This window comes from Lujinxingia vulgaris (assembly GCF_007997005.1).
Classification (GTDB): Bacteria; Myxococcota_A; Bradymonadia; order Bradymonadales; family Bradymonadaceae; genus Lujinxingia.
The window spans coordinates 1-18,326 of the sequence record NZ_VOSL01000009.1; the positions used below are offsets into that span (position 1 = coordinate 1).

Below are 18,326 nucleotides of genomic sequence, written 5' to 3' on the forward strand. Positions count from 1 at the left end.
GATCTGTTGACACATTGTCCTCAAGCGACGCGGCGACGCTCAACATACGTAAGTCTCTCTCCTCACTCGCGCATTCTCAGCGACAATATCGTACGTTGATGATCGAGTCTTGCTCACGACCGTCTTCATGATCGCCGCATAAATGCTGACGTTGACGTGACCGTCGGTCGTTTTTGTGTGGCCGTGGGTCGAGTTGTGGATGACCGTGGGTCGTTTGCGGATGACTGGGTCGTTTGCGGATGACTGTGGGGCGTTCGGGCAAATGAAAATATGCGGGGCCGACGGTCAATCTGTCGTTCGTTATTCGACAATCGTGCGTAGGCAGTTTTTCTTATGCACACCTCGAGCGTATCTGTGGCCTCGGTGGCCATAGCCAATCAGGGGATGATATTTCACTGAGTGACGTGTGGCGCAGCCACGGAGCCAACACTCGCATAGATTGCGGGGCAGGGCTGAAACTGATGTAGACATGTTTGAGGGGGGCAAAGATGCTACAGGCGCAATGGCTGGCCAGAGGGGGGCTGACGTGCGGGGTTGTGCTGGCGTTGGTGGGATGTGGCAGCGGGCAGGAGGAGATGACTCGCCGCGTTTTTGAAGAGCGTGTCGACCAGGTGGTTGTTAGCGTAGAGCGCAACGAGGTTCACGTCTTCGGCTCCGATCAGACACGCGGCGCAGTCATTGACCGATGGACGCAGTCTGGCGACGCCTACCGTGAGCTTGGTGAGGCGCAGAAGGGCGATCGTGTTGACATTGTGGCTAGCTGTGAGCGCGCCGGGGAGTGTCGCGCCCGCTACGATCTGGCGCTGGCGAAATCCACGCGGGTCGATGTCGCCATGCAACAAGGCGACCTTGGACTATACCACCTGGGCTCGGAGGTGCGTGCGGCGGTGGAGCATGGCTCGATCGTAGGCAAACATCTCACTGCCCGTCATGTGGAGTTGGAGCTTGGGCGAGGACGCATTGATGTGATTATGGCGGACAGGCCCCAGCTGCTGGTGGTGCGCATTGACGAGGGCAACGTGAACCTTGTGATGCCTCCGGGGCGCTACCGCTGTGAGTTCGATCGTTTTGATGATGCGATTCATCTTAACGGACTGGACTGTCACGGCCGTATGGCTCAAGGCATTCGTCTGGAATTGGGCAAAGGCGCGAACGTGACCTTTAAGCCCAATCACGACTACGTTGGACCGACACCGTAGACTATTACCCAATCACGACTACGTTGGACCGATGCCGGGAAGAAAGAGCTTGTGCTGCTTCTGGAGCACTTTTTTTCGATGCTGGCGTAGGCATGGGCGGGCACTCGGTTTCGGCAGGGATCTGTTTTTGAGTCGGGCGGGGGGCGCGCAGTCGCCTCAGACTCTAGGGCCGGTTCGCAGAAATGTGCCTCATGGAAAAGTGACCCTGGGTCATAGTTCGAACGACCGAGGGTCGGCAGAAGTCGTGAGGGTCGGTAGAAGTCGTGTGCTGGTGCGGCGTATCGACCTTCGTGAAGACGGGCGCCAGGGACAAGATGTGAGTGCGCTGGTGATGAACCCCGACGATGGCGTCTGTGATCGGCGCTCTTCGCCCGACTCAGTGCGTTCTTACAGCCTGCGCCACGCTTGGAAGCGTTTGGGCGGCTGTGCTACCACCATCGTCGTGATTCTTGGATGATGGTGGCGGTGCTCCGCTGTGGTCGCGCATCCAGCGCGCAGGAGATAGACGTGGCAAAGATCAAACTCAGTGAGACGCTTCGTTTTCTGGGAACCCGGTTCAATAAAATTACCGGTAGTGATTTGGAGTTTCTGCTTGAGGTCGAGGAGGCCAGGGTTCGCCCAGGCGCGGCCATTCACGCCGAAGCTCGGGTTCGTTCCCCCGAGTCGGGAGAGCGCGAGCTCACTCACATTACCATCAGTCTACGCGGTCAGGTTCAACGTGAGGGCCAGTGGCAGGACTACGACCAGCGTGCCGAGGTCGCCCACAATACCCGTCTTCCCGGCGGCCATGAGTTTGTGGTGCCTATTGAGGTGCTCATTCCAGAAGATGCGGTTCTCAGCGAAGATGGCGCCACCTGGAGCCTGAGAGCGCAGGCGGTGGTCGATCGTAGCGTTGATCCCAGAGCCGAGGCCGGCTTTGAGGTCGTCGGCGACTAAAGCCGGGTGGAGCATCGCGGTGTAGAGCGAGTCGGCAGGTGGCGTGTGCAACTTTGAGTGCCGATATCATCAGTATGACGAGGCACCCGGGCTCTCGTCCAGGGCCAGCTCGTTTCGAGCGAAACGTCGACGCATTCAATTCACCGCAAAACCAAGTCGTTTCAGGTGACCCTGGGCCAATCCTCAGGCGACCCCGGGTCAACATTCGTGGGATCACAATCCCAGGTCGTCGCTACATATTCAGGAGCCCGCAGAGCGTCGACTCCCGGTTGGACACCGATGGCCGGGCACTGTTAGGCGCGGCAGATTCTCTCGTAGCGTCGAATACTCCAATTCGCGTTCAGTTCGTAACCACGCCGTTTCAGGCGACCCTGGGTCAATCGTCAGGCGACCCTGGGTCAGCTCAGGAGGGTGTGGCGAGTGACTTCAGTAGGGCCCTATCCCCCCCCCCCAGATTTCCAGGGCCGGGGCGGGTCGATGATACATCTTCTGGCTCGCCCTCAGCGCGACCGCAGCGCTCGGGCTCGCTGCGCCGACCTCACTCGAGCGTTCGATTACGAGCGGACATCGCAGCGGCAGGTTTCTTTAGTCCCCTCAATCCTCAATCCTCAAGCGGGCAAGCGACGGAGCAACGGTGCTTCCGTCGTGCCTCATCGTCATCAACGCCGACTCAGCTCATCGGTGGTTCACACCGATGGTCTCCGTTTGGAGCAGCTCCAGGCGCGGGCGGCTGGCATGCGCCAGCTCAAAAAACGTAAGCTCCGGTGCCGCGCCGATCCGCCAGGGCCAGGACGCCGAGCCCAGCCCACGGTTGATGTAGAGGTAGGCGCCATCGAGAAAATACGCTCCCACATGGTAGCGCGCCCCCAACCTCTGAGCGATGCGGTGGGTTACCCCGGGGATGTTGAACTGGTAGCCGTGGGTGTGCCCGCTCAAGATCAGGTGCGAGCCCCGTGCGGCGAGCTCCGGAGCCAGGGAGGGCACGTGGTTCAAGGTCAGGCAGAAGGGGGTGCCGTCGATCGCGGAGAAGGCCTGGTCGACGTCCGCTCGTTTCGTGACGTGATCGTCGACGCCCACCAGCTCGATCGGACCCATGGCGCTCTCGATGATGCGGCTCTCATTGGTGAGCAGCGGGATATCAAAGCGTGAAAACGCCTCATGTGCGGTGTCAGTGCAGGTCCAGTGGTCGTGGTTTCCCAACACCGCGTAGGTGGGGGCCTGAAGGCCGGCCAGCGTTTCCACCGCCGGCATCAGGTCGTGGCGGCTGTAGCCAACGTAATCGCCCGTGAGCGCGACCAGGTGCGGAGACTGCCGATTCACATAGTCGACCACCTGCGCCATGTGTCGGGGTTTGACCCACCGGCCCAGATGCACGTCGCTGATCTGAGCGATGCGATAGCCCTCCTGGGAGGGGGCGACCCGGGGGTGCCAGAGGCGGTAGCGGTTGATCTCGATCGACTTCAGCGGGTTGATCATCGCGTTGGGCTCATTCTGAAGAAGGTCATGGGCATGTTCGGGGGGAATGCCGCCTCGGGTGGTTCCGTTCGTTTGGCGGTTGTGCTAAGGGCGCGGCGTGCCTAAGTTGCCCGCTGCCCACCGAGGGCGTTGGCATCTTCTGCGGCCCTCCATCTGGCAACAACCCGCCGCTAAACACGAAGATTTCGCCGCCCGCTCACCCGCTCTTTGCCCCGACGGTCTATGTCGTACGATCCGAATAATCCGCTCATCGTTCAATCCGACCGCACAGTCCTGCTGGAGACGGCGAACGATAAGTTCGAAGAGGCCCGCGACGCGCTCTCCATCTTCGCCGAGCTCGTCAAATCGCCGGAGCACATCCACACCTACCGCGTCTCGCCGCTCTCCCTGTGGAACGCCGCCGCCCTGGGCTACGAGCCCGAGAGTATCAAGGGCAAACTCGCCGAGTACAGCAAGTACCCGCTGCCCTCGAACCTCCTGGCGGACATCGACGACTTTATGAGCCGCTACGGCCGGCTCAAGCTCGTCGGCGAAGAGGACGAGCTCTTTCTGGAGAGCGAAGACGACGCACTGCTCGAAGAGATCAGCCGCCAACGCACCGTCAAGCCCTACCTGCTCGGGCGCGTTAGTCCCACCCGTTTTCGGGTCGTCAAAGATCAGCGAGGCGTCATCAAACACGCCCTCATCCGCGTGGGCTACCCGGTCGAAGACCTCGCCGGCTATGTGGAGGGCGAGCCCCTTGATGTAGCGCTTCGCGAGGTGACCGTCGGTGGCAAAGACTTCGGGCTGCGCGACTACCAGCGCGAGGCGGTGGGCGCATTCTGGGCGGGCGGCACCGTCAAGGGCGGCAGCGGCGCCATTGTGCTTCCCTGCGGCGCCGGCAAAACCATCGTGGCGCTGGGGGCGATGGAGGCCGTCGGCGCCCAGACGTTGATCCTCACCACCAACATCACCGCGCTTCGCCAGTGGCGCGATGAGATCATCGACAAGACCGACATCGATCCCGAGCTTGTCGGCGAGTACTCCGGTGAGACCAAAGAGATCAAACCAATCACGATCACGACCTACCAGATCCTGACCTACCGTCGGAACAAGAATAGCGAGTTCGTGCACTTCGACGTCTTCAACCAGGCCAACTGGGGACTGATCGTTTACGATGAGGTCCACCTCTTGCCCGCGCCGGTCTTCCGCGCCGTGGCCAACCTTCAGAGCCGTCGCCGCCTGGGTCTCACTGCCACGCTGGTGCGCGAAGATGGTAAAGAAGAAGAGGTGTTCAGCCTCATTGGCCCCAAAAAGTACGACGTGCCCTGGCGCGTGCTCGAGAAGAAAGGCTTTATTGCTACTGCCGAGTGCGCCGAGATTCGCGTCGAGTTCGATGACGATGATCTGCGCATGGCCTACGCGCTCGCCGAGCAGCGACAGAAGTATAAGATCGCGGCGACCAACCCGGCCAAACTCAAAGTCCTCGACACGCTCCTGGAGAAGCATAAGGGCGAGCAGACGCTGATTATCGGTCAGTACCTCGACCAGCTCGACCAGATCAGCGAGCGCCTCGACGCGCCGATCATCACCGGGCGAACCCCGCAGCCGCAGCGCGAAGAGCTTTACGACAAGTTTCGCAGTGGGGAGGTTCCGGTGCTTGTGGTGAGCAAGGTTGCCAACTTCGCCGTCGATCTGCCCGACGCTTCGGTGGCGATTCAGGTCTCGGGGACCTTCGGAAGCCGTCAGGAGGAGGCCCAGCGCCTGGGGCGCGTGCTGCGACCGAAAGAAGGCCTTAACGAGGCTCATTTCTACTCGGTGGTCACCCGTGACACGACCGAGCAAGAGTATGCCAACAAGCGTCAGCTCTTTTTGACCGAGCAGGGCTACCGCTACACCATCGAGACGGTGGGCGCCGAAAGCTGACCCTGGGTCACCCGAAAGCCGACCCGGGGTCACGTCTTGGAGGTGACGAAGCGTTACAGGGGGGCATCTTGAATCTGCGCTTGAAGTGGTGATGTTTGCATCACTTGAGCACGTCTGGTGGGGGCCTTGAACAAGGCGCGCGCTCAGGCTCACACAAACGACGTAGAAGGAGGTTAAGATGGGTATTCTGCTCTCGTGGCTGGTACTGACCATCGCGGTCTGGGTGACGGCGTTGGTCCTGCCCGGCGTACACGTCAAGAGCTTCGGCAGCGCGATCCTCGTCGCAGCGCTCTTCGGCGTGCTCAACTTCTTTCTGGGGTGGCTCTTCTTTACGGTCTTCGCCATCGCCACCCTGGGGCTGGCCGTGCTCCTGGCGTTCATTACGCGCTGGATCATCAATGCGATCATTCTGAAGCTTGTCGACGCGATGAGCGATTCGATCAAGATCGACAGCTTCGGATGGGCGTTGGTGGCGGCGCTGGTGATGTCGGCAGCCGGCTCGTTGGCAGAATGGGGCATTCGCGCGATCGGCATCGGCTGAGGCGCGAGCACGGGTGACAGGCCGCAAAAAGGCCGCCGGCTCACAAGTCGGCGGCCTTTTTGTGTGGGGTGATGTTGGCAAACGTCGCGACCCAGGGTCGGTTTTCGGGTGACCCAGGGTCAGCTTTCAGTGGCAATTTTCGGGTGACCCAGGGTCAGCTTTCGGTGGCAGTTTTCGGGTGACCCAGGGTCAGCTTTCGGTGGCAGTTTTCGGGTGACCCAGGGTCAGTTTTCGGATGACCCAGGGTCAGCTTTCGGTGGCAGTTTTCGGGTGACCCAGGGTCAGCTTTCGGTGGCAGTTTTTAGGTGACCCAGGGTCGGTTTTCGGATGACCCAGGGTCGGTTTTCGGGTGACCCAGGGTCGGTTTTCGGATGACCCAGGGTCCGTACTCAGATGACCCAGGGTCAGCTCTCGACGCCCACCGTTATGGTGTGCCAACCCCACCCCACGACACGCTCACGCGCTTATGATCGTCGGAAGTCTGCACCAGCCGAGGCTTATTGAAAGAGGTCCGGCTGGTAGCCAATCGTCAGGTGGGTGGGACCCTGGCCACCCTCATCCCAGTTCGCAAAAAGCCGATAGCGATCCGAGGCCATCATCAGGGTGCCGCGGCGGGGAAGATCCTCTTCCAGAGGGCCGGCCACCTGAGTAAACCGCGCCCGCACAAGCCCCGGGGTCAGGCTGCGCGACTTCAACTCCAGGGTGGAGAGGCGGTTATCGTTAAAGGGCCAAAAACCACCGCGGATCACCGTCTGGCTGCCGTCGTCGTTTTCGATCACGCAGCCATGGAAGCTGGCATCTTTATGGCGCCAGCCTCCCTCGTAGACCTCCAGCTTGCCGCAGATGCGCTCCAACTCGGCCATCGCCTCCTCCTGGGCCATACCCAGGTGGAGAGACTCAAACTGATCAAAACCCAGCGCGCCGCCGCGCGGCACAAAGACCTCGGGTTGACCCTCGGTGTATTCGGCGATCTCCTCGTCGGTCAGCGGCGGGGCCAGACGTGCGTTTTTGCAGCCGGCCAGACAAAGCAACACCCCCGCGAGGAGCAGCAGCGTTAGATGGCGAGAGAGCGTGGGAGCAGGCATCATGAACTCGAGGAGAGGGTGGGGCGTAAGGCTTAGCTGGAGGTCAGCGCGGTGGTCGCGCGGATGATGTGGCGGGCGATGTCTTTGCCGGTTGCGCCTTCTATGCCTTCGAGACCAGGGGAGGCGTTGACCTCGAGAATCAGGGGGCCGTCGGCACTCATCAGAAGATCAACGCCGGCGATGCCCAGGCCCAGCGCATGGGAAGCGCCCAGGGCGATCTCGCGTAGCTCGTCGCTTAAGTCAACGGCCTGCGCCGAACCACCGCGGTGCAAGTTCGCCCGAAACTCCCCCGGCGCGGCGCGGCGCTCCATCGCCCCTACGACCTCTCCGGCAACCACGAAGACGCGCAGATCCTTTCCGGCGCTCTCCCCGATGTAGCGCTGCAGGAGCACCTCCTCCTGCAGCGACCACAACGTCTCGACGGTAGAGCGAAGCGTCTCGATCGTATCGCAGCGTATCACTCCCACCCCGTGAGAGCCCTTGATGAGCTTGATGATGATCGGCAGCCCGCCGAGCTGCTCAACGGTCTCTTCGAGGCGCTCGGCGTGGTAGAGGCTCACCGTCGGCGGCACCGGAAGACCGGCGATGGCCAGATGCTGAATCGAGCGCAGCTTGTCGCGGCAGCGCTCGATCGCCGCGCTTGTATTGAGGGTGACCACGCCGCGGGCCTGCAGAAGATCGAGAAGCACCAGCCCGGCCCGGGTCTGCGAGGCGCCGAAGCGTGGGATGGCCGCGTCGAACCCCTCCATGCGTAGCCCCTCGGTGCTGATCAGCGTGCCCTTGAGATCGACGCCGGTGGTGCAGCGACGCGGGTGCAGAAACCGCACGTCGTGGCCGGCCTTTCGGGCGGCCTCCCAGAGGCGACGCGTGGAGTAGAGGTTGCGGTTGGTGGAGATCAACGCCAGCTTCACAGCGGGCCTCCCGAGCTCAGGGCGAAGAAGATCGCCAGCACAATCAAAAAGGTCAGCAGGGCCACCGAGATAAAGGTCATCGGCCCAAACCCCTGGTCGCGCGTCGCCGGAGCCGGCGAGGGACTCGTCGGGGTGGGGGTGAGCTCCGCCCGCGGTGTCTCCGCGCGTTGGCGCCGCTCGGCCAGCGCCGCGTAGTCTATATCGAGCGACTCCCACTGATTGGTCTCCGCGATCTCGTCGGGGTCCAGCTCCGGCGGAAGGGGCGTGGCCATCGGTAAGGGGGACTCGCCGGGCTCGGCGCTCGTTGCGCGCGGGAAGGTCGCGCTGAGTGCGTCATCCGAGAAGAGCTCTCGGGCCGGCGCCTCCATCGAGCGCGTCACAAGATCATCGGCGGCCAGCTCCAGGGCGGGCTCCAATGTGATCGAAGCCTCATCGGGGAGGATCGCCTCCAGCGACCCGAAATCCTCGGCCAGCGCCTCCAACGCCTCCTCACAGCTCTGGAAGCGACGCGAAGGGGACTTCTCCAGCGCCTTCTCCAGCCAGGGACGCCAGCTCTCGGGCGCCGCCGAAAGATCAAAAGGTCGCGGGAAGACAAGCTCCTGCATCAGCGCGCTGCGCGTCGATCCTTTGACCAGCGCCTGGCCCGTAAGCGCCTCAAAGAGCACTAACCCCACGCAGAAGATGTCCGCGCTCGGCTCGAGCGGATCGCCGACCACCATCTCCGGCGCGGCGTAGCGCGAGGTGCCCACAAAGCTGTTGACGCGGGTCTTCACCAGCGTGACCCCCTCATCGGGCTCGGCGTTGAGGATGGTCGAGCCTTTGGCGATGCCAAAATCCACCAGCTTGAGGTGATCGTCGCCCCGATCGTCCTCGCCGATAAGGATGTTCTCCGGCTTAAGGTCGCGATGCAGAATCCCCACGGTATGCGACGCATCCAGAGCGCTTAAGAGCTGGGTGCCAATGCGCAGCACTCGCTCCGAGGTCAGGGTTCCGTGCTCGGCAATGAGCTCGTTGAGCCCCCGACCCTCAACGCGCTCCATGACCAGAAACTCGCCATAGCTCGGGTCCTGACCCACCTCAAACACCCGGACGATATGAGGGTGATCGATCGCGCGTAAAAACTCCGCCTCCTGACGCATGCGCACCACCGCCCTGGGGTCGTTGGCGGTGGCCTCATGATGCAGAATCTTCAGCGCGACCTGACGGGGGCCGTGGCTGTCGCGCGCAGCATAGACCTCGCCATAGCCGCCTGCACCCAGGCGATCTTCAATGGTGAAGCGATCGGCGAGGAGCGCGCCGGGACTCAGGGATTGCGGGGGTGTCATCGCAGACCGGGCGATAGAGCGGCAGGGACGAAGACGGCAAAGGGGCGTCCACGCCCCCGGCTTGCCTCATGATCATGATGGCGTTGGCGGCCGGCCCTTTCAAGCGCGATTATGCACCGCGTCAACACGCCACGCCTCTGCCTTTGAAATAGCTGCCTTTGAGGTGGCGGTTGACGGTTCCGGCATGCGGGCTGGCCGCCTTGACCCCTCGCGCTGGCGCGTGTTAGCGATCGTGGCGGTAGATCCACCCCCTGTACCGCAGGTCGTCAGCCTCGCGCAGGCCCCGATGTCGGGATGTCGGCGTCAAAAGAGTCATGGTCCACAGCTCTTTACTGGCGTCACCCTTATGACCGTAGTAAGAAAGAAGCTGGTCCGGGCGAAAGTCCGCGAGTTTTCAGCGTCCTGGAAGGAGATTGCATGAGCCAGACGGTCCTCGTCGCCGATGACAGCCGCACGATCCGTAAAGTGGTCCAGATGGCGCTCAAAGCCTCGACCTACGACGTCGTCGGTGTCGGGAGCGCGCGCGAAGCCGTGGAGGCGGCGCAGCAGCGTCCCTCGGTGATCTTGCTCGATTACTACATGCCCGACGGCAGCGGCTATGATGTCTGTCGCGCGCTTAAGAATAACGCGGCGACCAGCGCCATCCCGGTGATCATGCTCGGGGGTGGCTATAAGAGCTTCGACGCCCAGATGGCCCGCGACTGCGGCGCCTCGCAGGTGGTGATGAAGCCCTTTAAGACCGATGACCTGATCAAGGCCATCGATCAGGCGATCAGTCAGCCGGCCGCAGCGCCTGCACCTCCGCAGGCCCCCGCCGCTCCGCAGCCTCCGGCGCGCTCGTTTGCGCAGCCCGACGCCACGCCGATGCCGCCGGCCGCTCCGCAGCGCCAGCCGATGAGCGCTGGCAGTCAGCCGCGTATCCCCTCGGCCACGCCGCCCCGTACCCCCTCGGGCAGTCAGCCGCGCATCCCCTCCGGGAGCCAGCCGCGCATCGCCACCCCCGATGTCAACGCCTCCTCCCGTCAGCCCTCGCCGGCCTCCACCCCGATGCCCGGGGCTGCTTCCGGCTCGGGCGTGAGCCCGCTTCCGATGGGGCGCGCCGAGATCGAGAACTTCATCCGCGAAGAGGTCAAGAACGCGGTGCGCGATGAGCTCCCCGGCCTTCTGCGCAACGTCATGGGTGAGGTCTTCCAGCAGAAGGTGCTCCCGAAGCTTCTTCAGCACAGTGACGACAAGATTCAGGAGACCCTCGACGCCCAGCTCTCCGAGCGGATCACCCGCCAGGTACGCATGGAGCTCGAGCGACTGCTCAGCGAGGAGTAAGGCAGGCGACTGCCGCTTCTGGCGACGCATTCGGCCCGAGGCTTGAGAGAGCCTCGGGCCTTTTTTTTGCACGTCGCCAGGCCGATGAGGATCGCCGCCGCCCCGCACCCCGGGCCAACCTCTCGGGCCCGTGCCCGGTCCAGGCGAAACTCTCGCCGCTCTCCCTTGCTGGACGCCCGGGCTGCGACTAAGAAGAGAACGCCAAGAATCGACCGATGTTAATGTGAACGAATTTCCACAGCCAGTGAGTGCGCTTCATGAAAGTCGATGAGACCTACGACCCGACCCGGGTGGAATCCGACTGGTACGAGTTCTGGACCGAAAAGGGCTTCTTTAAGGCCGACGCGAATAGCGAGAAGCCGCCCTACACGATCATGATCCCGCCGCCCAACGTCACCGGCAGCCTGCACATGGGCCATGCCCTCTTTGTGACGCTGCAGGACTTGCTGATTCGCTGGAAGCGCATGCAGGGCTACGAGGCGCTCTGGCTGCCCGGGACCGATCACGCCGGCATCGCCACTCAGGTTATGGTCGAGCGCCAGCTGGCCAAAGAGGGCACGGACCGTCACGAACTCGGCCGCGAGGCCTTCATCGAGCGGGTCTGGGAGTGGAAGCGCGAGCACGGCGGCCGCATCATCGACCAGCTCAAGCATATGGGCGCGTCCTGCGACTGGGATCGCGAGCGCTTTACCCTCGATGAGGGCCTGAGCAAGGCGGTGCGCGAGGCCTTTGTCACCCTCTTCGAAGAGGACCTGATCTACCGCGCCGAGCGCATGGTCGACTGGGATCCGGTCGGCCAGACGGTGCTCTCCGATCTCGAGGTCGACCGCGAGGAGGAGCCCGGCAAGTTCTGGTACATGCGCTACCCCCTTGCCGACGGCTCCGGCCACATCGTGGTGGGGACCACGCGCCCGGAGACGATGCTGGGCGATACCGCCGTGGCGGTGCACCCCGACGATGAGCGCTACGCCTCGATGATCGGCAAGATGATCGATCTTCCGATCGTCGGTCGTCAGATCCCGATCATCGCCGACACCGAGCTCCCCGACCCCGAGAAGGGCACCGGCGCCGTCAAGGTGACCCCGGCCCACGATCCCAACGACTTTGAGTGCGGAAAGCGCCACGATCTGGAGCTGATTCAGGTCATCGGCTTCGACGCGACGATGATCGCGCCGGCCCCCAAAGAGTTCGTGGGGCTCGATCGTTACGAGGCCCGCAAGCTCGTCATCAAGCGCTTCGAAGAGCTGGGGCTCCTCGAGAAGATCGAAGATCGCCCCTTTGCCCCCGGGCGAAGCTCGCGCACCGGCGTGATTGTCGAGCCGCTCCCGATGTTGCAGTGGTTCGTCAAGGGCAAGCCCCTGGCCGACCCGGCGATCGAGGCCGTGGAGAGCGGTCAGACCGAGATCATTCCCGAGGTCTGGAAGAAGACCTACGACCACTTCATGTACAACATCCGCGACTGGTGCATCAGCCGCCAGCTGTGGTGGGGCCACCAGATCCCGGCCTGGTACTGCCAGGAGTGCGACGAGGTCATCGTCACTCGCGAAGACCCGACGGCCTGCACCGCCTGCGGAAGCGACGACATCAAGCGCGATGAAGACGTGCTCGACACCTGGTTCTCCAGCGCGCTCTGGCCCTTCTCAACCCTGGGCTGGCCGGAGAAGACCCCGGAGCTGGAAAAGTTCTACACGACCCAGGTGCTGGAGACCGGCTTTGACATCCTCTTCTTCTGGGTGGCCCGCATGATGATGATGGGCATCCATTTCATGGATGAGGTGCCCTTTGAAAAGGTTTTCCTGCACGCGATGGTGCGCGACGCCGAGGGCCGCAAGATGTCGAAGACCAGCGGCAACGTCATCGACCCGCTGCACATGATCTACGGCGCGAAGGCCGAGGAGCTCGACCCGGCGATTCACGCCGAGCTCTTGCGTCAGTACCCCGAAGGCGTCGACCCGCAGGGAGCCGACGCGCTGCGCTTTACCCTGGCGATTTACGCGGCCCAGGGGCGCGACGTAAAACTCGACATCAAGCGCATCGAGGGCTACCGCGCCTTCCTCAACAAGCTGTGGAACGGCGCGCGCTTTGCGCTGATGAACCTCGAAGACTTTGAGCCCGCCGCCTACACCACCTTCGACGGGGACTGGCAAAAGGGCGAGGCACCCTTCGACCTCTCGGCCATCTCGACGGCGGACAAGTGGATCCTCGCGCGCCTCAACGACACGATTCAAACCGTGGAGAGCGCGCTGGACGGCTTCCGCTTCAATGAGGCCGCTCAGGAGCTCTACCACTTTGTGTGGGGCGCCTTCTGCGACTGGTACATCGAGCTCATCAAGCCCACCCTCTATGAGGATGGTGAGGCGTTCGCGGCACAGGGCAACGCCACGCGCGGGGTGCTCCTGTACACCCTGGACGTGATCCTGCGCTTGATGCACCCGATCGCGCCCTACATCACCGAAGACATCTGGCAGTCGCTTCCGCGCGGCGAGGGTGGGCCCGAGAGCGTGATGGTGAGCACCTGGCCGAAGGTGCGCCCGGAGCTCGCGTTCACCGACGAGCGCGCCGCGATGGAGACGCTCATCGAGCTCATCACCGCGATTCGGGCCATCCGCGGTGAGACCAACGTCAAGCCCGGGCAGACCATCGAAGAGGTCTTCTTTGTGACCGAAGACGCCGCCCAGGCGCGCATCATCGAGGCCGGTGCGGCCTACATCCAGCGCCAGGCCCGCGTCGACGCGGTACGCGTGGTGAGCCGCGAAGAAGGCGACGCGCTCAGCGCTGCGGCCACCGCGGTGGCTGCCGGCGTCGACATTCGCATTCCGCTGGCCGGGCTTATCGATATCGAGGAGGAGCGCGCGCGCATCTCCAAAGAGCTCGACCGGGTGCGCGACGACATCGCCTTTGTCTCCAAAAAGCTCGGCAACGAGAAGTTCGTGGCCAGGGCGCCCGAGGCCATCGTCGCCAAAGAGCGCGAGAAGTTGGCGGCATACCAGGAGGAGCTCGCGACGTTAGAGAAGAGCCTGGCCGAGATCGAGGCGTTGGCCGCCTCCAACAAGGCCTGAGTTTACCCCCGAAGCGAGCGCATGCGAGTCAGGGATGTCGCAGCAAAATCTATGGAAGGATAAAAAAGGTGGTCGCCCCCGCCGCGGGCAGCTCGTGCTTGGCGAGCTGCCCGCCGGGCTGCGCCTCTCGGTCCCCGAGGCGCAGGCGCTGCATAAGGCGCTCGAGGATCGCCTGGGCGCGGTGGTGCTGGTGCTCACCGACAACCGCCGCCGCATGGTCAGCGCGCGCCGCATCGGCACGCGCATTGAACTTCGCGCCCACCATATGTTCGTGGGCTGTGAGGCGGAGGTGATCGATGCGCTCGCCAGGCTGGCGCTCCGCGCCGAAGGCCTCGATGAGGCCCGGGCCACCATCCGCGACTACATCGCCAGACATCGCGACACGATCCGCTTTGAGGTCGACGAGGATCAGCTCCAGGCTCGCGGCCAAATCCATGATCTCCAGGCGATGCTCGATCGCTGGCGAGCGCGTTTTCCGGTCGAAGAGCTCGCCGACATCGTCATCACCTGGGGGCGTTATGGCCGGGGCAGGCGCTCGATTCGTTTTGGCAGCTTCGACTTCGACCGCCGCCTGATCCGTATTCATCCGGTGCTCGATCAAGACTGGGTGCCGGATTATTTCGTGGAGTTTGTGGTGTATCATGAGCTGCTCCACGCGCTCTTTCCACCCCGTCAGACCGCGACCCGGCGCGTGGTGCATACCCCGCGTTTTCGCGAGATGGAGGCGCGTTTTCCGCGCTACGCCGAGGCCATGGCCTGGGAACAACATAACCTGCCCCGACTTCTGGACCGATGATGGTGACGATGAGACTCCCCGCTCGATGTGCGATCTGCACGCTGCTCGCGACCGCCGCGCTGCTCAGCGCCTGTGAGCGCGACCCGGCCCCGGACGATGCGACAAACGCCCAGGCGCAGGCCGAGGTCCCCGAGGAGGAGACCATCACCGAGAAGGAAGATCCGGTGGAGCTCATCGAGCCCTCCGACCTGGGGCCGAAGGCCCCGGCGATCTATTTTACCACCGGGCTCAAGGGCTACACCGAGCCCTGTGGTTGTACGGCGGACGTGCTGCTCGGCGGCATCGATCGCATCACGGCTTTTGTCGACGACTCGCGCAAGCTGCACCCCGAGGCGTTGATGATCGACGGCGGCGACTGGCTCTTTGAGTACGACACGATTGAGCCGCATATGGAGCCCCAGGAGCGCGCCAAGGCCGACGTGCTCGCGGCCGCACATAAGTCGATGGGCACACTCTTCTCGGTACCGGGGCCTCGCGATCTGGCTCTGGGCGTAGACTTTTACCTGGAGAAGATGAGCCAGGCCGGCATGGTCCCCCTCTCGGCCAACCTTCAACTTCATCAGACCACGCCGAAGGCCACGCATGTGGCCGAGCTCGGCGACTGGACGGTGGGTTTTGTGGGGCTGACCCAGCCGGCGCTCGTGGAGAAGGTCTACCAGGTGGAGGCCCGCGATGAGGAGGCCGCGCTGCGCGAAGCCCTGGGCCAACTTCCCGAGGTTGACGCCACCGTGCTCGTCTACCAGGGCTCGCCAGGGCGCGCCGAAGCGCTCGCCGAACAGGCGGGCATCGACTTCGTGATTCAGGGGCATAATCCCGAAAAACGCGTCGACGCGGTGGCGCTCGACGAAGACTCATTTTTGCTCGAAGCCTACGACCAGGGGCGTTACGTGGGGCGGCTGAAGCTCTACGGGCCGGAGGCGGAGGGCGACTTTGTGGATGCGCGCGCGGCCAGCGCCGAGGCGCGTGAGGCGCTGCGCACCCAGATCGGGCACGTCGAGGGCAACATCAGCCTGCTCGACGTGCGCACCGGCGGGGAGGAGACCCCGCTGCGCCAACGTCTTCAGGAGCGCGTCGACAAACTCAAAGAAGAGCTCGCCACACTGGAGCGCGAGGGCTTTGAGATCCCCGAACAGGGCCGCGCGTTTCTCTTTGAGGCCGTCGCGATGGAACCGGGCTACCGCCTGGATGACGCCATTGAGAAGGCCCGCGAGGACTTCAACGCCGATCTCGCTCGTCTCAACGCCGAAGTGGAGCGGGAGGTCATCCCGGTCGAAGAGGGCGAGCCTTTTTATATCGGCACCGCGCAGTGTGCGACCTGCCACGTGCAGGCCCACGAGTTCTGGAAAGGCACCGATCATGCCTCGGCAGTGGCCACGCTGGAGGAGCGTAACAAGGCTTTTGACCAGAGCTGCATTGGCTGCCACGTGGTCGGCTGGGAAGAGCCCGGCGGCAGCGTGCTCGGAAAGATCACGTACGAGGCGGAGCTGGGTGGTACGACCTTCACCAAAGATCTGAACAACGTCGGCTGCGAGAGCTGCCACGGGCCGGGCTCCCAGCATCGCCTTCAGCCTCTGGACGCCAGCGGCACGCCCCAGCACATCCTGCGCAAGCCCACCGAGCAGGCCTGCGCCACCTGCCACGTCGAGGAGCACTCCCCGCGCTTCGATTTTGATGTCTACGTGCGTCAGATCACCGGTGAGGGGCATAGCTACTCGGGCGCACCCTGAGGGGCGGGAAAGCGCTTGCGACACCCCCCTTATTGTGGGACTTTTCGAGGGTGTGAATGAGGTCTACGTCGACCCCCGGCCGAGCCCGACATCCACCGGCGCTGCCCGCGTCGCCGGTGCGATCTGGGCCTGCCGGTGCACGTGATCTGAGAGCCCGGTGCGCACCCCGCGGCTCAACCCCCGCCCGGGATGGGGACGGCCATGCTCAAACAACTGTTCAAACGATTTCGGCACACCGGCGACCCGTCGCGGGATATCGATCATCCGCATCTGCAGCAGATGGGCGAGCAGCCTGCCGGCCGCTCCTACCTTGATCTTCTTCTGGATGAAGTTCGCCCGCGCGTGAGCGCGCGGCTGGAGCAGCACCCCGAGAGCGATCCGGTACTGGAGATCGCCGCGGCGGCGCTCATGGCGATGTTTCCCACGCGTTTTGAGCCGCTGGAGGGACCGCTCAGCGACGCGTCGACGCCTCGTCACAACCCGCCTCCTCCGCCGGAGACTTCGCTTCCGCCCATCCCGGTGGGCGGCCCGCCCGCACCTCCCGTCGGCGCGCCAGCGGTCAGTGCCACAGATGCCGAATCGGCCGAGAGCGACGACTCGGAGGTCTTTGAGACGCTCGACGAGAGCTCGGTGGTGGGCGAGGTCTACCTCGGAGATGAGGAGGACTCCGAGGCGTTTGAGACGCTCGACGAGAGCTCGGTGGTGGGTGAGGTCTACCTCAATGAGGAGGAAGACTCGGAGGTCTTTGAGACGCTCGATGAGAGCTCGGTGGTGGGTGAGGTCTACCTCGATGAGGAGGAGGCCGACACGCCGCTGGCGCTCGATGAGACCGGGGAGGTGGCCATCGTCAACGCGGAGGCCGAGGCGCCCGCGGGTTTTGTGAGCGCGCTCGATGACACCGCGGAGTTCGATGTGCCGCAGGTGCGCGCCCAGCAGGGCGTGAGCTGGCCGGTGCGTCTGGATGAGCCCGAGATGTTGCACGGGGCGCGGGTGCTTCTGGCGGTGCTGCTCGACAACGATCGCCTGCCACTCTCCAGCCAACTCGATGTGGCGGAGCTCCTGGTCGCCGCCGACCTCTGGACCCAGATCGTGGCGCAGGCGCGCGGGGTGGAGCAGCGCGTTGATCCGCTGGCGCGCCTGGTCGAGCAGAAGTTTGCCGCGGGCAGTTTTGGTCAGGTGAAGTTGCTTCTGCAGCTCTTCCCGGCCAACGCTGAGACGCGGATCTCCAACGATCGCCAGATCTTCTACGAGGACATGATCCTGCGCATGGGCATCCGCCGCCGACAGGCGCTCTCTGGCGAGGTGGTCGACGCCATCAAAGCCGAGCTCTCGGCCGAGCGCTTGAGTGAGGAGGCGCACACCCCGGCGATCTTTGGGAGCTTGCAGCAGCGCGCCGGCATCGCGATGCATCTCTACACCCGGGAGCCCTCGGAGGTGGAGCCCTGGCGCGAGCTGGCGCAGCAGGTGGAGCTGACCCAGGGACGCCCCTACCTGTTGGGGATGGTCCCGCCCCGGCGCTGGCGCGCGGTGAGCGAGCGTAGCGAGCGACCGCTCCTGAGGCTGCTCAAAGAGCACCTGGTCAAGCCGATGGCACGCGACCACATCATCCAGCACCTTAAGGCGACCTACTTCGTGCTGCGCGCGGTCGGCGACACCGGCCTTGAGCCGTATCTGGACGACTTCTTTACTTTCTCCAGCGAGGTCTGCGGGGTCGACGCCGAGCGTTTCATGCCGGAGATCTACCGGCGCACCCTGGGCAGCTCCGAGAGCATCGGCGCGATCTTTCTGGACATCTACACCCGCCATTATCAGGAAGCGGTCGAGGCGCGTCTCGACACCCTGGACGACGCTGCGATCATCGAGGCGTACGACCAGGCGATGGACGCGCTGGCCAGCTGCGAGGTCGCCGAACAGGCCCCCGGGGAGTTCAACCTGGGCGGCTTTGTGCTCGACCAGCACCTGGACCTCAAGCTCTCCGACCCGGCGTTTGGGTTTAAGTTCTACCGTCTGGGGTGATCCTCAAAGTCTAAATAATTCAAGGGG

At 63.7% G+C, this 18,326-nt stretch carries 13 protein-coding genes; 9 read left to right on the forward strand and 4 right to left on the reverse strand.

Going from position 1 to position 18,326, the window contains the following annotated elements; genetic code table 11:
- The first annotated feature begins 488 nt into the window (after positions 1-488).
- Together FRC96_RS01580 and FRC96_RS01585 are read left to right on the forward strand one after the other, a co-directional pair.
- Entirely contained in the window at positions 489-1,199 is a 711-nt protein-coding gene (locus FRC96_RS01580) for a hypothetical protein (protein WP_146972293.1), read from the forward strand.
- 507 nt (positions 1,200-1,706) lie between these two features.
- Positions 1,707-2,135 (forward strand): sporulation protein, encoded by a 429-nt coding sequence (locus FRC96_RS01585; RefSeq protein WP_230469760.1) that lies wholly within the window; start codon positions 1,707-1,709, stop codon positions 2,133-2,135.
- Between the two features lie 675 nt (positions 2,136-2,810).
- Here FRC96_RS01585 and FRC96_RS01590 read toward each other — a convergent pair.
- On the reverse strand, positions 2,811-3,611 hold the full coding sequence (locus FRC96_RS01590; protein WP_146972295.1) for a metallophosphoesterase: 801 nt from the start codon (positions 3,609-3,611) through the stop codon (positions 2,811-2,813).
- A 222-nt stretch (positions 3,612-3,833) separates the two neighbouring features.
- On the opposite strand from FRC96_RS01590, the gene FRC96_RS01595 reads away from it, so the two are divergent.
- Both FRC96_RS01595 and FRC96_RS01600 read left to right on the forward strand, forming a co-directional pair.
- Positions 3,834-5,516 (forward strand): DNA repair helicase XPB, encoded by a 1,683-nt coding sequence (locus FRC96_RS01595; RefSeq protein WP_146972296.1) that lies wholly within the window; start codon positions 3,834-3,836, stop codon positions 5,514-5,516.
- A 178-nt stretch (positions 5,517-5,694) separates the two neighbouring features.
- Entirely contained in the window at positions 5,695-6,057 is a 363-nt protein-coding gene (locus FRC96_RS01600) for a phage holin family protein (protein WP_146972297.1), read from the forward strand.
- A 497-nt stretch (positions 6,058-6,554) separates the two neighbouring features.
- On the opposite strand, the gene FRC96_RS01605 is transcribed toward FRC96_RS01600, so the two are convergent.
- From FRC96_RS01605 to FRC96_RS01615, 3 genes are read right to left on the reverse strand one after another with little or no spacing between them, the layout of a single operon-like run.
- Entirely contained in the window at positions 6,555-7,142 is a 588-nt protein-coding gene (locus FRC96_RS01605; protein ID WP_146972298.1) for a hypothetical protein, read from the reverse strand.
- Positions 7,143-7,174: 32 nt separating this feature from the next.
- Complete coding sequence (locus FRC96_RS01610) at positions 7,175-8,053, reverse strand: ATP-grasp domain-containing protein (protein WP_230469761.1); 879 nt, start codon at positions 8,051-8,053, stop codon at positions 7,175-7,177.
- Positions 8,050-9,378, reverse strand: coding sequence for a serine/threonine-protein kinase (locus FRC96_RS01615; RefSeq protein ID WP_146972300.1), 1,329 nt, complete (start codon positions 9,376-9,378; stop codon positions 8,050-8,052). Before FRC96_RS01615 ends, FRC96_RS01610 begins: the two co-directional genes overlap by 4 nt.
- 417 nt (positions 9,379-9,795) lie before the next feature.
- Between FRC96_RS01615 and FRC96_RS01620 the strand changes: the two genes are divergently transcribed.
- The 5 genes from FRC96_RS01620 (at position 9,796) to FRC96_RS01640 (ending at position 18,299) form a co-directional block, all read left to right on the forward strand.
- A complete protein-coding gene (locus tag FRC96_RS01620; RefSeq protein ID WP_230469762.1) occupies positions 9,796-10,701 on the forward strand; it encodes a response regulator in 906 nt (301 codons plus the stop codon).
- 257 nt (positions 10,702-10,958) lie between these two features.
- Positions 10,959-13,760 (forward strand): valine--tRNA ligase, encoded by a 2,802-nt coding sequence (locus FRC96_RS01625; RefSeq protein WP_230469763.1) that lies wholly within the window; start codon positions 10,959-10,961, stop codon positions 13,758-13,760.
- A gap of 34 nt (positions 13,761-13,794) precedes the next feature.
- A complete protein-coding gene (locus FRC96_RS01630; protein WP_146972303.1) occupies positions 13,795-14,556 on the forward strand; it encodes a M48 family metallopeptidase in 762 nt (253 codons plus the stop codon).
- An 8-nt stretch (positions 14,557-14,564) separates the two neighbouring features.
- Positions 14,565-16,283: a multiheme c-type cytochrome gene (locus tag FRC96_RS01635; protein ID WP_230469764.1), complete on the forward strand. Its 1,719-nt coding sequence runs from the start codon at positions 14,565-14,567 to the stop codon at positions 16,281-16,283.
- 201 nt (positions 16,284-16,484) lie between these two features.
- Entirely contained in the window at positions 16,485-18,299 is a 1,815-nt protein-coding gene (locus FRC96_RS01640) for a hypothetical protein (RefSeq protein WP_146972305.1), read from the forward strand.
- Positions 18,300-18,326 lie beyond the last annotated feature (27 nt).